The organism is Mucilaginibacter ginsenosidivorans, from assembly GCF_007971025.1.
GTDB lineage: Bacteria > Bacteroidota > Bacteroidia > Sphingobacteriales > Sphingobacteriaceae > Mucilaginibacter > Mucilaginibacter ginsenosidivorans.
Window position 1 is genome coordinate 1314012 of sequence record NZ_CP042436.1, and the last position, 15148, is coordinate 1329159.

Annotated in this window: 12 protein-coding genes and 1 tRNA gene; 10 read left to right on the forward strand and 3 right to left on the reverse strand. The window is 45.8% G+C overall.

All coding sequences use genetic code 11. The annotated features are described in order from the left end of the window. Positions 1 to 3: 3 nt before the first annotated feature. From FRZ54_RS05985 to FRZ54_RS05995, 3 genes are all read right to left on the reverse strand, one after another. The gene (locus FRZ54_RS05985) at positions 4 to 804 is read right to left on the reverse strand and encodes a hypothetical protein (RefSeq protein WP_147030728.1); all 801 of its coding nucleotides are present in this window, start codon (positions 802 to 804) and stop codon (positions 4 to 6) included. Between the two features lie 96 nt (positions 805 to 900). Continuing rightward, positions 901 to 1659 (reverse strand): hypothetical protein, encoded by a 759-nt coding sequence (locus FRZ54_RS05990; RefSeq protein WP_147030729.1) that lies wholly within the window; start codon positions 1657 to 1659, stop codon positions 901 to 903. Next, positions 1649 to 2263 carry an RNA polymerase sigma factor gene (locus FRZ54_RS05995; RefSeq protein ID WP_147030730.1) on the reverse strand — a complete coding sequence of 205 codons (615 nt, stop codon included), beginning with the start codon at positions 2261 to 2263 and terminating at the stop codon, positions 1649 to 1651. The genes FRZ54_RS05990 and FRZ54_RS05995 overlap by 11 nt, the downstream gene beginning before the upstream one ends. Positions 2264 to 2529: 266 nt before the next feature. Between FRZ54_RS05995 and FRZ54_RS06000 the strand changes: the two genes are divergently transcribed. From FRZ54_RS06000 to FRZ54_RS06045, 10 genes are all read left to right on the forward strand, one after another. Then, positions 2530 to 2604: transfer RNA gene (locus tag FRZ54_RS06000), tRNA-Val, on the forward strand. Between the two features lie 135 nt (positions 2605 to 2739). Then, positions 2740 to 3003 (forward strand): Arm DNA-binding domain-containing protein, encoded by a 264-nt coding sequence (locus tag FRZ54_RS06005; RefSeq protein ID WP_147030731.1) that lies wholly within the window; start codon positions 2740 to 2742, stop codon positions 3001 to 3003. Next, positions 2987 to 3412 carry a hypothetical protein gene (locus tag FRZ54_RS06010; RefSeq protein WP_147030732.1) on the forward strand — a complete coding sequence of 142 codons (426 nt, stop codon included), beginning with the start codon at positions 2987 to 2989 and terminating at the stop codon, positions 3410 to 3412. The genes FRZ54_RS06005 and FRZ54_RS06010 overlap by 17 nt, the downstream gene beginning before the upstream one ends. Positions 3413 to 3416: 4 nt before the next feature. Beyond that, positions 3417 to 4319 (forward strand): hypothetical protein, encoded by a 903-nt coding sequence (locus FRZ54_RS06015; protein ID WP_147030733.1) that lies wholly within the window; start codon positions 3417 to 3419, stop codon positions 4317 to 4319. Positions 4320 to 4647: 328 nt separating this feature from the next. Continuing rightward, positions 4648 to 6969 carry a PSD1 and planctomycete cytochrome C domain-containing protein gene (locus tag FRZ54_RS06020; RefSeq protein WP_147030734.1) on the forward strand — a complete coding sequence of 774 codons (2322 nt, stop codon included), beginning with the start codon at positions 4648 to 4650 and terminating at the stop codon, positions 6967 to 6969. Between the two features lie 5 nt (positions 6970 to 6974). Beyond that, entirely contained in the window at positions 6975 to 8432 is a 1458-nt protein-coding gene (locus tag FRZ54_RS06025) for a DUF1501 domain-containing protein (protein WP_147030735.1), read from the forward strand. Positions 8433 to 8538: 106 nt separating this feature from the next. Continuing rightward, positions 8539 to 9564, forward strand: coding sequence for an NHL repeat-containing protein (locus tag FRZ54_RS06030; protein WP_147030736.1), 1026 nt, complete (start codon positions 8539 to 8541; stop codon positions 9562 to 9564). Positions 9565 to 9568: 4 nt separating this feature from the next. After that, a complete protein-coding gene (locus FRZ54_RS06035) occupies positions 9569 to 11728 on the forward strand; it encodes an FN3 associated domain-containing protein (protein WP_228462634.1) in 2160 nt (719 codons plus the stop codon). A 15-nt stretch (positions 11729 to 11743) separates the two neighbouring features. Beyond that, a complete protein-coding gene (locus tag FRZ54_RS06040) occupies positions 11744 to 13165 on the forward strand; it encodes a glycoside hydrolase family 140 protein (RefSeq protein WP_147030737.1) in 1422 nt (473 codons plus the stop codon). Positions 13166 to 13254: 89 nt separating this feature from the next. After that, entirely contained in the window at positions 13255 to 15114 is a 1860-nt protein-coding gene (locus tag FRZ54_RS06045) for an ABC transporter ATP-binding protein (RefSeq protein ID WP_147030738.1), read from the forward strand. Positions 15115 to 15148: the final 34 nt, after the last annotated feature.

Consider the following 15148-nt stretch of genomic DNA (forward strand, 5'->3'; position numbering starts at 1 on the left):
TATTTAACCATCGCCGCCGTGGTCGTCGCCGCCATTACCATGGCCACTGTTGTCGCCGTTGTCGTCATTTCCGTGGTGATGTTCTCCTTCAAAATGAGTTTCGCCTATGTTCTGTAAATTCCCCATCACCTGGTTGAATATATCTGAATTAGACGAACTGCTGATGATTATACTCCCGCCTGTTAAAGTTGCAGATTCAAGGCTGGCATTTGATACGCCTTCAAAAAGGGCATTCAAATGTAAGATAAGCGTGGTTTTTAAGTTTGTGGTTTTATCGATGAATACGTTTTGCGCTTCTGCTTTTATTTCAAGGTTGTCGTTGACGTCCAGTTCGACAGGAACAGTGGTGCCGTCGGCTTTGGTGAAAGTCCCCTTCAGTATGAGGGCGCTCGACGATGCCGATTTTGCAAGGTCAACCTTTACTTCGATCTCGCTGTAAGTACCCGTGTCGATGGCTGTGTTTACAAAAGCTGTGTCGGGTGCAAACAGATCAACGCTGGCCATACCTTTAGAGCTGAATTCTTTTCCAACGCCGTTCCGTTTAGCTTCAAATTTAAACCTGCTGATGCTGGCAGTACCAGCGGTCCAGGTTATTGCCGGAGAAGAGCCACCAGTGGAATTGATCACTGACTTGGAAGCCGACGCGGTTGCCAGGGAGTTACTGGCCGTCACGCCGAATAGGATACGCGATCCGGAACTTGCAGCAGGAGACACGCTGCTGTCTTTTTTACAGCTGAACAAACCAGCTGTTAATACCAAAAGAACTACGGTTAATTTGGAATAGGGGGTTTTAAAAGTTTTCATATTGCTTCTTTTTTATCCTTAGTATCCCCTGCCGGGAAATATGTAACCGGATGTTGGAATTTTTTTTAAGATTTTATCAGAAATAAAAAATCCCGGCTATTTTCCGGGATCTTTCAGCAGCAACAGCTTTAGTTTTAAAATGGTCCAGGAACTGACCTTGTCGTGATACAAGTGCTCTTTATCATGGTAAATTTTCTCCAGCCAGGGCTTTGCCTTCGTGGGTTGATTATCGCGGAGATAACTTAAAGACAAGTAATATTCAGCATCGTCACGATAATTGTCGTCTGTTTTATTGTCTATCACCTTTTTAAATTGGGGGACCGCCTTGAGTGGCATCGATGTATTATAATAAGCCAGTCCGGTAAGAAAGAGGTCCTTATTGTCAGGTGATGAAATAGCCGAAAAATCGCTTATCACTTTGGTATAATTCTTAGCTATGTAGTCTTTTTCTATTTGTGAAGCGCTTGCGTTGCTCCTTGCAATACTCAGGTCATAGCCACTTTGCGGAAGAAGACCAGCAGAAGAAACAGATAGGTATTCATATCCCCCAAAGAGCGCTATGCCTATAACTAATACTGCGGCAATTCTCGTCAAAGTACGCATCAACCGGAAAGTTTTCGCACCACCTTTATTGCCCATTAACTCTTCCATCATCTCCCGGTGCATCACGCCTACCTGTTGTTTCAAGCCGTAATGTTGTACTGCAAGCCTGGCAAGCTTCAAGTTTTCAAGCTCTTGCTCCATCAAAGGGTCCGCCACCAGTTGTTTTTCAAATTCACGCAACTCATCGCCCGTCAATTCGCCGTCCAGGTATTGAATCATCTTGTCGTTTGGTTGTGCGCTGTCAGTTTCCATAGGTTAAGGCCGCTTTAAATCGTTGTGCCAGCTCGGGGTTAGTGGTTAGCATTTGCTCCAGGCTTTTCAAACATTTATACTTTTTATTTCTCAGAACCTGCTCGTTTTCAAAATTTACGAGCGGGAGTATTTCCTTCATCGATAGGTTATCATAGTAATAGGACAGCAGGATACTTTTACAAACCGCGCCAAGCTTGTCCATCATAGCTATCACCATATGCCTCGACTCGCGTTCAACTAAATACCTGCTTACATCGCCCTCTTCACTTTCGCTTTCGCTCTCAAACTTTTCTTCGCGATGCGCCGCCCTGTTTCTTTTTTTCAGCTCGTTAAGCCAGGTAAACCTGTTCAAAGTAAACAGGAATGTTTTGACGGATGATTCGCCCCTGAACTTTCCATTTTTAACCAGGCCAATAAATGTGACCACAACCTCCTGGAAAACATCCTCTGCATCCTGTTCCGATCCCATGTTTTGCCGCACATGATTACTTAGAACTCCGTAATAGCTTCGATATAAATAACTGATCGCCATATTGGTGACATGATCTTTTTTAAGCGCTTCAATTAATTCCCCGTCAGAGAAATCTAATATGGCTTTTTTCATGTATCTTCTGCTTAGTAAATACTACTGTTTATTTTGTAACCCTTTGTGCTAAAAAAGACAGAATAATGCATTCTTCGGATATAATGATAATAAAACTTACGGACTAAAATAATTATCCGTTGCGCAGACGTGTGTGACGGCCGTCACTTAAATTTCAAATAGCTATCAATTCGGTCTCAAAGTAGGTTTTTTAGCTATTTTCAGAAAATGTAAATTATTTTTTGGCTAATTGAACAGACATCCTATATTTGCAGTCCCAAAACGAAGGGAGCTTAGCTCAGCTGGTTCAGAGCATCTGCCTTACAAGCAGAGGGTCACTGGTTCGAACCCAGTAGCTCCCACAAAGAAAAGCCTCTTAGATTAAGTTCTAAGGGGTTTTTTGTTTTAAGTCCTTTCTGAAGTTTGATTTTAACTTCAAAATACCATAAGTTATTTGCACACTGTTTGCACAAACGGGTGACCATAATCAAAAAACAATGGTTACCTACAAAGTTTTATTAGATGCACGCCGTCCAAAGTCCGATGGCACATATGCAGTTACAATCAGAATTACCCACGATCGCAAATCCACAACCTTTAATACTGGGGTGTTTGTAAAGAAAGAACAGTGGCTCTTGGAGAAATGCTCTATCAGCAACGTCCATCCGAATGCAGGGTTACTAAACAAAACAGTTACGGAAACTTACTTAAGGGTGCAAAAATCTGTTTTGGAACTGGAATCCAATGGGGAGGGAGTTTAGCTTTGAAAGTCTTAAGGAAAGACTAACGACTCAACCAATTAAAGAGAGAAGTGTAAAATCTTTGTCGTTTAAGACATTCACTGAGCAGCTCATTAACGATATGCTCACAATTAATCAAGCAGGGAATGCCATAGTTTATCGGACTGCGATGAATCGTTTCTTAGTCAGTGAATTTGATCATACCCATCCATATCTCGATCGTGACAACTTTTTTGTTAAAAATGGCTTGACTGGTCCTACAGGCTATAAATCTATGGATCCTCATACTGCGGCTCATTCTGGGGATAGAGCTATGTATAACCAAATTAACGATCCCAGTATTATCTTCAAAGTTTTTGATTTAAGTTTAGATAATGGAACGTATTGGCAATACGACGCTAAAAATGCATGGCAATTACCGAAAAATTAACAATATGAAAACGAAATGGTTTATTATAAATATACTCCTACTCAGTTTTAATGTAGTTATTGCCCAAACTACGATTAAAGCCTCATTGAGAATGGTCAAAGAAAGTAAAAATATTGATCGTCTTTTAGACAGAGCAATAAATAAAGGCGATCCATCGCGATCATGTTTGGTAATTCATAGCTACGGGTTTGAAGATGAATATGAGTTAACAATAACGGGCTTATTGACAGATACAGCTATTCTGAAATTGGATATTCTTCCGTCAGCGGACAGTGTGTATTTTTTTAATTATAAGAACTTCCTAATTTTAATAGTTGATCATGCTCATCCCCAAAATTTGTTCAGAGTAACGAGTATCTCAAAAGCATTTAGATATGAACAGAATAAGAACTTATCTGAAAAAACAATCCCCAAGGTTAATTATTTTTTCGCTTCGTCATATATTTTTGTAAATGGGAGATTTGAGCAACTAGGAAACGTCGAATCGAAGTCAAAAAAAATCACCAAGACACTTAATATCCCAATAATCAAAGAGAGTAAGAAAATCGATTCACTACTGGATAGATATATTGGTGTAACCTTCCCTAAGGGTAGCTGTCTACTTTTGAGACCAAATGGATTGAAGGACAATTATAACATTCTGCTATTTGCAGTCAAAACAGACACTGCCCCATACAATCTGCATACACAAATTAAAGAAAAGTTAGGCTATTTTTGCTATAAAGAAAGCCCTATTTTTATTGTGATAAAAGATGACCCTTTTAGATTTTTCTCAAAAACACATTTCGTGAAGCAGTTTTTAGTTGAGTTTTTCCAAGAAGATAGTCCTTTCCCATCTAACTATTTTTGGAAGACATGGATCACCTATAAAAACAATAATTTGGTACCGATGGTAATAAGCAAGTGAATTGTAAACAGGTCCGATTTATTTTATTTAAAGTGGCCGATTTGTACTTAAGAACAGATTGTTTCATAAGTACCGGCTCGACCAAGCCGAACGAGAACAGTAATAAATGTGCAAATGATATTGATGAAGCGCGGCGCTAGTGGACTTGCGCGCTATATTGACAAAATCTTGACTATGCACGCTTCATGAAAGGTATATAAAATCGCACTTTAGATGTTGTCTGGCAATATCTCCCCGTAACATTTCAATCACAATTCTTCATAATCAGTCAATAATTTTCTACATTAGTTTTTCTCAATTATTAAACCGGGATTAGCTATTTATTGGAATGCGTTTGAAACTATTTTATGCATTGGTTTTTGTTGCGGTTGTGTCCATCAGCTTTTACGCCTGTCACAGTTCGTCTGAAAAATCTGTAGCATCGGAAGATATTCCCGAAACTATCAGCTATAATTTCAATATCCGGCCGATACTTTCCGATAAATGTTTCAAATGCCACGGCCCGGATGCCAATAAGCGGCAGGCCGATCTGCGCCTTGATATGCCCGAAAGCGCTTATAAGGCCTTGAAAGATGACCCGCAGGCACACGCGCTTGTTCCCGGCGACCCCGGCGCATCCGAACTTTACCGCAGGATAACCACCAGCGATTCCAATGATATGATGCCCACGCCCAAGTCGGGGCTGAAGCGGTTGACGCCGTACGAGGTGAGCCTGATAAAAAAATGGATACAGCAGGGTGCTAAATATGAGAAGCATTGGGCATTTGTACCGCCGAAACTACCTGCCGTGCCGGAAGTGGAGAATAAAACCTGGCCAAAAAACGAGATCGATCATTTTGTGCTGCACAAGCAGGAACAGAAAGGCTTTACCCCAAACCCTGAAGCCGACAAGGAACGGTTGTTAAAACGGCTATGCCTTGACCTTAACGGGCTGCCGCCGGATCTCGCCACGATGGACCGCTTCCTGGCGGATAAACGCCCGGATGCTTACGAACAGATGGTCGACGAGTTGATGGCGCGGCCGCAATACGGCGAAAAAATGGCCTTGCACTGGCTGGATATTGCACGTTATGCCGATTCGCACGGTTACCAGGATGATAATTACCGCACACAATGGCCATGGCGCGACTGGGTGATACACGCCTATAACGAGAATCTTCCGTACAAGGATTTTATAACCTGGCAACTTGCCGGCGACCTGATGCCAAATCATACCAAAGAGCAATTACTGGCCACTGGCTTTAACCGAAATCATAAAATAACCGAAGAAGGGGGGGTGATAGATGAGGAATATCGTATAACCTATGTAACCGACCGCACCAATACTTTCGGCAAAGCCTTGCTCGGCATTACGTTAGAATGTGCACATTGCCACGACCATAAGTTCGACCCATTCTCGCAAAAAGACTATTACCAGGTGTTCTCGTTTTTTAATAGCGTAAAAGAGCCGGGCTTGCAGTCGATCGTTGGCGGGCCGGAAACTTATGCTAAAAGGCCCATGATGCAGATCAGCAACGAAGACGCGAAGGGTATATTAAAATTCATAAACAAACAGGACACCGGCAGGCTGATCGTTTCCGTAATGGGCGACAGCGAGGCGTATCGTAAAACTTACATATTAAAGCGCGGCAATTATGATTTGCATGGCGATGAGGTGTTTCCCGGTACACCTAAATCAATTTTGCCGTTCAACGGTACTTATCCAAAAAACAGGCTCGGGCTTGCTGAATGGCTGTTTGACGACAAAAACCCACTGACAGCGAGGGTATATGTAAACCAGGTTTGGGAAGAATTTTTTGGCAGGGGGATAGTAAAAACACTGGGCGATTTTGGTATGCAGGGCGATCTGCCGTCGAACCCGGAATTGCTCGACTGGCTGGCAGTTGATTTTAAAACACACGGCTGGAATATAAAACGGCTGGTAAAACAGATCGTCACGTCGGCTACTTATAGGCAGTCGGCTGTAATTACTCCTGATAAATATAAAAACGATCCTGAAAATGTATTGCTGGCCCGTGGCCCGCGTTACCGCATTCCGGCCGAGTTTGTGCGGGACATGATATTGGCCAGCAGCGGACTGTTGAACAAAACCATTGGCGGGCCAAGTGTAAACCCCTATCAGCCACCTGGCTTATGGGAAAGCACAACTTCGGGCCGGGGCCAACTGGCAAGTTACAAGCAGGTTCACGGACCAAATCTTTACCGAAGGGGAATGTATACCTTAATAAAACGCACCTCACCGCCTGTTGAGATGGCTATTTTTGATGCCAGCAACCGGGATCAATGCGAGGTGCAGCGGCTGCGTACCAACACGCCATTGCAGGCGCTGGAAATGATGAACGACCCGACGATGCTGGAGGCGGCACGGGTATTAGCTGCTAAGCTACTTAAGGAAAATAATCAAACTAAGGATAAGATATACGAGGCCTTCCGGCGGATCATTTGCCGCAAGCCAACTGAAAAGGAGATGACGATCCTGAATGATTATTATGCCGGCCAGTTGCGGTCGATCAATAAAAAAGATGCGGCAGAACTGCTGAATGTGGGGGAATATCCCATCCCGCAGGACGTCGATAAAATAACCCTTGCTGCTATGATGAAAGTCGTGGATACTATTTATAATTTAGAAGAAGCTATTACTAAAACCTGATGGCGATGGAGAAGGAGTTTTTAGAACATGGCCTGCACCTGAACAGGCGCAAGTTTTTGTCGAGGCTGAGCCTGGGCATAGGCAGCGCTGCCTTGGGGTCACTGCTTATACCCGACCTTTTTTCCGGTCTTAGCGGGGATAGCGGCGCCGATTTTATCCCGGGGATACCCAACTTCGCCCCTAAAGCTAAACGCATTATTTACCTGTTCCAGGATGGCGCACCGTCGCAATTGGAGTCTTTTGATTACAAGCCCAAGCTGCGCGAAATGATGGGGCAGGAACTGCCTGCTTCAATTCGCGGCAGCCAGATACTAACCGGGATGACGGCTAATCAAAAATCATTTCCCCTGGCAGGCTCCTATTATGATTTCAAGCAATATGGCCGCCACGGCGCCTGGGTGAGCGATTTATTTCCGCATATCGGCAGCATAGCCGACGATATTTGCATCATCAAATCCATCTATACTGAAGCTATTAACCACGACCCGGCGCTGACGTTTTTCCAGACCGGCGCACAGCAGGGTAACCGGCCAAGCATGGGATCGTGGGTGAGCTATGGCCTCGGTAGCGAAAATAAAAATCTGCCTGCATTTACTGTTTTGCTTTCAAAAGGCAAGGGCAATGGACAGGGGGTTTACTCCAAGTTGTGGAGCAATGGGTTCCTGGATTCTATTCACCAGGGTGTACTGTTCAGCAGCAGCGAGAATCCGGTATTATACCTCAACAATCCGGAAGGGCTCGACAGGAATGAGCGCCGGAAGATGCTGGACAAACTGGCCGAACTGAATGATATTTCGGCCAATGAATTTCATGATCCTGAAATAACCGCGAAAGTGCAGCAATATGAAATGGCCTACCGCATGCAAACTGCTGTACCGGATATCATGGATGTATCGAAGGAATCGGATGACATAGTAAAAATGTACGGGCCGGAATGCCTTGTGCCGGGCACTTATGCCGCCAATTGCTTACTCGCGCGAAAGCTGTCCGAAAATGGGGTTCGGTTTGTACAATTATATCATCAGGGCTGGGACCAGCACACTAACCTGCCCATGGAAATGGCAGGGCAGGCAAGGGATGTAGACCAGGCGTCGGCAGCATTAGTTACTGACCTGAAACAGCGTGGCCTGCTGGACGAAACCCTGGTGATATGGGGCGGCGAATTCGGTCGTACGAACTACAGCCAGGGCAAACTGGAAAAAGCCAACTATGGTCGCGATCATCACCCGCGATGCTTTTGTGTGTGGATGGCCGGTGGTGGTGTTACACCGGGGATGGTTTATGGCGAAACGGACGATTTCGGTTATAACATCACCCAAAACCCGGTGCACGTCCACGATTTTCACGCAACGGTATTGAACCAGATGGGTATTGATCATACCAAATTAACTTTTAAGAGCCTGGGCCGGCGATACCGTTTGACGGACGTTGCGGGGAATGTGGTACGTGATATTATTTCGTAAAGCCTCACCTAAATCCTCTCCAAAGGAGAGACTTTAAAGCATTTTTCAACCTCTCCATAGGAGAGGGCCGGGATGAGGTGGAAAGGAAACATTTAATTAAATAGACATGGAAAGAAGAAGTTTTATCAAACAAACGGCACTAGTCTCAGCTTCGTTTTTTATTGCGAAGGATATGCTGGCAAAGGATGACGGGCCAATTTACGGGCATGGCAACATGCGTTACCGCATGAATAATAAGTGGAGCAAAGCCGACCCAAACATTAACCCGGTGAACGATTGCCACGAGATGGTGCAGGACAAGAAGGGCCGGATACTACTGCTTACCAACGAGACGAAGAACAATGTACTGATCTATTCCAAATCGGGCAAGCTGCTGGATACCTGGGGGCACGATTTTCCGGGAGCGCATGGTTTGACCTTGTTTAACGAAAATGGTACGGAAGTTCTGTTTATTACCGACACCGTAAAACACCAGGTTTATAAAACTACCATCGACGGTAAGATATTAATGACCATTGATGTTCCACTTGAAACTGGCGTATATAAAGAAGCTAAGGAGTTTGTACCAACTGAAACCGCGATTGACACCAACGGCGATTTTTATATAGCTGATGGTTATGGTGCGCAGTACATCACCCATTATGATAAAAACGGCAAACTGAAGAACTTTTTTGGCGGACGCGGCGATGGCGACGAACATTTGGATAATGCACACGGTATCGTTATAGACCGGCGCCAGGCTACGCCAACGCTAATGATCACCGACCGTACACGTAATTGCTTTAAACGTTTCAGTATGGATGGCAAACTGATAGAGGTGATCAAACTGCCCGGTGCGTGTGTATGCCGTCCGGTTATCAAGGGCGACCATTTGTACGCAGCGGTATTGCGTTCGCCTGATCTGGGTCATGAAAATTCTGGGTTTACTACAATCCTGGATAAGGATAATAAAGTTGTATCCAATTTAGGCGGATCGGAACCTGTTTATAAGGACGGCGTTTTACAGCCTATGTCGCAGGCTGAAAAAATATTCCTGAACCCCCATGATGTATGTGTGGACGATGATGAGAACCTGTACGTGGCGCAATGGGCCTCGGGCAAAGTATATCCATATAAATTTACGCGCGTATAAATAGATGATCAAAAGCCGCCATAAAGCTTTTGCAGATAATACTTTATTTGCCCTTAATATTTTCATCATCGTTCTGCTGCTGGCAGGCGACCATTTAGCTATCCCGCGCTGGCTGCAGCCTGTTGGTCGTGTGCATCCGCTAATACTGCATTTTCCTATCGTGATACTGGTACTGGCAGCGCTGATGGAATTTTTTCGCTTCAAACAAAGCTTTGCGGCCGAAAAATTCTACCGCGATTTTACCACTTTATTATGGCTGACGGGCGCGTTGCTTTCGGCATTAACAGCTATAATGGGACTGTTCCTGTCGAGGGAGCCCGGTTACGAAGGTGTGGATATTGAATGGCACCGCTGGTTTGGAGTGAGTATCGTTTTCGTCGCTTCGCTGATCTATATTTTCAGGAACGATAGCTGGTATGACACCGCTATGGCAAAAAAAGCCTCGGTGGTGATGGTGCTGTTCCTGCTGGTAGGCGGGCATTTCGGCGCCGATGTTACGCACGGCGATAATTTTATCCTGGCGCCGGTGATGAAGGGCGGTCGCGATTTGGTGCCTGTAGATCAGGCGCTGGTTTACCGCGATGTGATACAGCCTATATTTGACAGCAAGTGCATCGGTTGCCATAATGAAAGCAAATTGAAGGGTGGACTGATGCTGACCGATGAAAAATCAATACTAAAAGGCGGCAAGGATGGCAAGGCGATCGTGCCGGGGCTACCGCAAATGAGTTTGTTACTACAGCGAATCCATCTGCCCGAAGAAGAAAAAAAGCATATGGCACCCGCAGGCAAGCCTCAATTAACCGCCACCGAAATGGCAGTACTTTATCATTGGATAAAAGAAAATGCCGATTTCAAAAAGAAAGTGACCGATTTGCCTGTGTCCGACTCATTGAGGATGGCTGCCATGCCATTCCTGAAACCTGCTGAAGCAAGCGAAGAGCAATTTGATTTCGCGGCAGCAGATGAAAAGACCATCAAAAAACTAAATAATAATTATCGGGGCATTTACCAGTTGTCGGAAGGTTCGCCCGCATTGGCAGTAGATATTTACAACAAATCGAAATATAACCCGAAAGTACTTGAGGAACTCTCCCCGATAAAAAAACAGGTAGTGTCGCTCAATCTGAATAAAATGCCGGTTAAGGATGCCGAACTGAAAACGATAGCCGGGTTCGAGAACCTGCGCACACTGAACCTTAATTTTTCGGAGATCACCGGGGCTACGTTAAAGGACCTTGCGTCGCTAAAGTATCTGCGTACACTTTCTTTAGCAGGAACAAAATTAACTCCCAATGCGTTGGGTAACCTTGGCTCGTTCAAAAGCCTCAAAGAGATCTCGGTTTGGGACACGGGTCTAAAGCCGGATGAACTTGCGTCACTCGAAAAAGCCAATAAAGGGATTACTTTTATAGAAGGGTTTAAAGACGACGGGAAGGCGATGAAGCTGATACCGCCACAGGTGAAGAACACGGATTTTGTTTTCCGTAAACCGGTGACCCTGGTAATCACTAACCCCATCAAGGGCGTCGACATACGATATACAACCGACGGCACTGAGCCCGACAGCATCAAATCAGCACTTTACAAGCCTGGAATTGTGATCAGCGATAATACCACCATCAAAGCCAAAGCCTACAAGGCAGGCTGGTTTGGAAGCGATGTGGTTAATTATTCCTTCTTTAAAAATACCCTTTGGCCCGACAGCGCAAGGCTTTTAAAGCCAGTGAATGAACGATACCAGGCGGATGGCGCCAAAACACTGATAGATGGCGAATTGGGTGGGATGAATTTCGGCAACAACAAATGGCTGGGCACGCAGCAGGATATGGAGTTTTTATTGTTCTTCAAAAATCCAATTAAGCCGGCTGTATTAACGCTGAATTGTCTGAAAATAATAGGCAGCCAGATATTTTTACCGAACGAGATACAGGTTTGGGGCGGTGTGGACGAACAGCATTTGAAACTCATCGGCGGACTAAAACCAGGTATGCAGAAAAAGGACGATCCGAATGTGGTACTGGGCCTAAACTGCAAATTGAAACTTGCCGGTCCGATAAACTGTATCAAAGTAATAGCCAAACCGATCTATAAGCTACCCGACTGGCACCCTGCAAAAGGTAAGCCATCCTGGGTTTTTGTCGATGAGGCATTGGTGAACTGATCGTCAAAACAAGGCATGAAAAAGCTGCTCGTTTTTTTTTCCCTATTGCTGATTGTCCAATCATTAAAAGCTCAGGATGTCTTCAAACATGGCCGTGTCATCGTATCGCCCAATGGGCATTATCTGCAATATGAGGATGGGCAGCCTTTCTTTTGGCTGGGTGATACTGCCTGGGAACTTTTTCATCGGCTGAAAATAGAAGAGATAGGCACCTACCTGGAAAACCGGCAGCAAAAAGGCTTTAATGTAATACAGGCCGTTGCGCTGGCTGAATTTGACGGCCTGACAAAACCGAATCAATATGGTGATGTACCCCTGATCGGCAACGACCCGCTAAAACCGAATGAAAAGTATTTCAAACTGGTTGATACCGTAGTAAAGATGGCCGAAAAACGGGGCCTGTATATCGGACTGCTACCGACATGGGGAGATAAAGTAACACTGGCATGGGGTGCAGGTCCGGTTATTTTCAACAAAGATAATGCCTATAAATATGGCTATTGGATAGCCAGCAGGTATAAGAATTCACCTAATGTTTTATGGATATTGGGTGGTGACCGGCCGGCCAAACAGGACACCAACGACTGGCGGCCGATATGGACAGCCATGGCCAAGGGGATATTGGATGCAACCGGTCATAAAGCATTTATCACCTACCATCCTTCCGGCGGACCGTATTCGACATCGCAATATATCCACAACGAGCCCTGGCTGGATATGAACATGATACAGTCCGGCCATGGCGGCGGGCACGACGTTGCAACCTGGGACCTGATAGGGAGGGACTATAAAATGCGGCCCCATAAGCCGGTAATAGATGCCGAGCCTAATTACGAGGATCACCCGGTAAACCCCTGGCCAAAATGGGACCCGGCGACGGGTTACTACGATGCTTACGATGTTCGTAAACAACTGTACCGTTCGGTTTTTGCAGGTGCGGCGGGCGTGACTTACGGGCATCATAGCGTTTGGCAATTTTATAGCCAGTGGGAAGACGTGATCAATCACGCCAAAATGTATTGGACCGAAGCCATTGACCGCCCCGGAGCTTTTCAGTCAGGTTATCTTATTAAACTAATGCGATCACGGCCTCTGTTACAGCGCATCCCCGACGATGGCCTTATTTTATCGGGACAAGGCGAGAAAGGTAGCCATGCCTGCGCATTCAGCGATAGTTTGGGAAGATACATGATGATCTATTTGCCAGTTGGAAAAAAGGTGACCATAGATACGCGATCGATCCTTAATTCAAAGGTGACGGCTTCATGGTTTGCGCCCGCTACGGGTAAAGTACAAAGTGTACAGACATTGCAAAGATCAGATGAGATGCAGTTCACCCCTCCAACATTGGGATTTGGAAACGATTGGGTGTTGGTGCTTGACGATCCAAAATATAACTACCCTGCACCGGCAACGTACACTTACGTTTACCAATAAGCAGTTACCGATCACGTAGGCTCTATTGCCAAAGCCACCCTATTTTCTATCTTTGAATAAACAACCCTGGTCGATAGCGATAGTATTGCATGAAGTTTGACGTCCCAAATACAGACAGCCCGTCGGAAAAGGTGAAGGCATTACCTTCCAAAAGCCTGGCTAAACTGGTTTGGATGCTGGTGCGGCCCTATAAAAAATGGATGGTCATCATCTTCACCGCTATGGTGCTGGAGACGCTGATGAGCCTGGCCACCCCCTGGCCATTAAAGATACTCATCGACAATGTTATCGGTCATCACAAACTACCCGGGTGGCTCAGCTGGATGGAAAGGGTGTTCCCCGGCGAAAATAAGATGCAGTTTGCGGCGGTTGCCGCTGTCAGTCTTATTGTGATGGCGGCTATCGGGGCATTGGCAGGGTATCTCAACAGTTATTTTACCGAAAGCATTGCACAATATGTTTCGAACGACCTGCGCCGGCGTATCTATCATCACCTGCAGCGATTGTCGCTGGCCTATTACGATACGCATCAAACCGGCAAGCTATTAAGCGTTATCACCAGCGATGTGTCAACCATCCAGGACTTTGCCTCGGCCACGATGATGAGTATCACTGTCGATTTTCTTACCATCATTGGGATGCTCGGCATTATGTTTTACCTGAATGCCGGGTTCACTTTGCTGGCCATATGCATCACGCCGTTCCTGCTTTTCTTTGTTTCGCGATTCAAAAAGGTGATGAAGAAGGCCACCCATGAAGTACGTGTCGATCAGAGCAATATGCTTACAGTGATGCAGCAGGGGCTCGAATCTATCAGGGCGGTAAACGCTTTCGGCAGGCAGGAACTGGAAGAAAATAAGCTAAAAAAGGTGAGTATGGAGACCGTCGGCGCAGCACTAAAAGCCCGGCGGGTGAAATCGGTACTGAACCCGGTCATCACCCTCATCGTAGCTGCCTGTACGGCGATGGTTTTATGGCAGGGCACCGACCTGGTACTGAAAGGCGCTATGACCGTAGGGTCGCTTACCGTGTTCCTTTGGTATATGAACAAGTTCTTTTCGCCCGTGCAGGATTTGGCTAAAATGACCAGCACCATAGCCCAGGCAACGGTTGCGCTGGAAAGAATTCAATCTATACTGGATACCGAAATATTGATAGCTGACCTACCCGGCGCAGAAGACCCCGGCAGGCTGACCGGCGACATCGTTTTTGAGAAGGTATCTTTTGCCTATAATTCAGATGAGCCCGTTTTGAAAGGTATTGATCTGCATATCGGCAGCGGGCAAAGGGTGGGTATTTGCGGGCCAACAGGCAGCGGAAAATCGACCATACTGAGCCTGATAGCCAGGTTTTATGACACTACAGGCGGGCATGTTTATATCGATGGTAAGGATATTACCCGGTTTAGTATTGACGGATTGCGCTCGCAGATCGCTTTTGTTTTGCAGGATACGGTTTTGTTTTATGGTACCGTGCGGGATAATATAGCTTATGGCCGGCCCGAGGCTACAGAGGCGGAGATTATTGAAGCAGCCAAACTGGCCAATGCGCACGAATTTATCAGTCACATGCCGCATGGGTATGACACCGTGGTTGGTGAACGTGGTGTAACGCTTTCCGGCGGGCAGCGGCAACGCATTGGGATAGCGCGGGCGGTGGTGCGCAATTCGCCTATCCTGGTTTTGGATGAACCGACCGCAGCGCTGGATACAGAGGCGGAAAAAATAGTGATGGAGGCCCTGGAACAATTGATGCAGGGACGTACTGTTATTACCATTGCACACCGGTTGAGCACCATAGCTGATTCGGACAAGATCGTCGTCTTACATGATGGTGTAATTGCCGAAGAAGGCACCCATGATGAGCTGATAGAGCTGGGGCACATCTATGCCGGGCTTTACAACAACCAGGCAAGTTCGAAGCACCCGCTTCACAAAATTATTTCGTAGTTTCACGCTTTTAACGGAATACATCTAACCAGGC

Coding starts and splice junctions, on each gene's coding strand:
- FRZ54_RS06030 (WP_147030736.1), top strand. CDS start 8,539: ATGGAAAGAAGAAGTTTTATCAAACAAACGGCACTAGTCTCAGCTTCG.
- FRZ54_RS06020 (WP_147030734.1), top strand. CDS start 4,648: ATGCGTTTGAAACTATTTTATGCATTGGTTTTTGTTGCGGTTGTGTCC.
- FRZ54_RS06010 (WP_147030732.1), top strand. CDS start 2,987: ATGGGGAGGGAGTTTAGCTTTGAAAGTCTTAAGGAAAGACTAACGACT.
- FRZ54_RS05995 (WP_147030730.1), bottom strand. CDS start 2,263: ATGAAAAAAGCCATATTAGATTTCTCTGACGGGGAATTAATTGAAGCG.
- FRZ54_RS06025 (WP_147030735.1), top strand. CDS start 6,975: ATGGAGAAGGAGTTTTTAGAACATGGCCTGCACCTGAACAGGCGCAAG.
- FRZ54_RS06005 (WP_147030731.1), top strand. CDS start 2,740: ATGGTTACCTACAAAGTTTTATTAGATGCACGCCGTCCAAAGTCCGAT.
- FRZ54_RS05990 (WP_147030729.1), bottom strand. CDS start 1,659: ATGGAAACTGACAGCGCACAACCAAACGACAAGATGATTCAATACCTG.
- FRZ54_RS06040 (WP_147030737.1), top strand. CDS start 11,744: ATGAAAAAGCTGCTCGTTTTTTTTTCCCTATTGCTGATTGTCCAATCA.
- FRZ54_RS05985 (WP_147030728.1), bottom strand. CDS start 804: ATGAAAACTTTTAAAACCCCCTATTCCAAATTAACCGTAGTTCTTTTG.
- FRZ54_RS06035 (WP_228462634.1), top strand. CDS start 9,569: ATGATCAAAAGCCGCCATAAAGCTTTTGCAGATAATACTTTATTTGCC.
- FRZ54_RS06015 (WP_147030733.1), top strand. CDS start 3,417: ATGAAAACGAAATGGTTTATTATAAATATACTCCTACTCAGTTTTAAT.
- FRZ54_RS06045 (WP_147030738.1), top strand. CDS start 13,255: ATGAAGTTTGACGTCCCAAATACAGACAGCCCGTCGGAAAAGGTGAAG.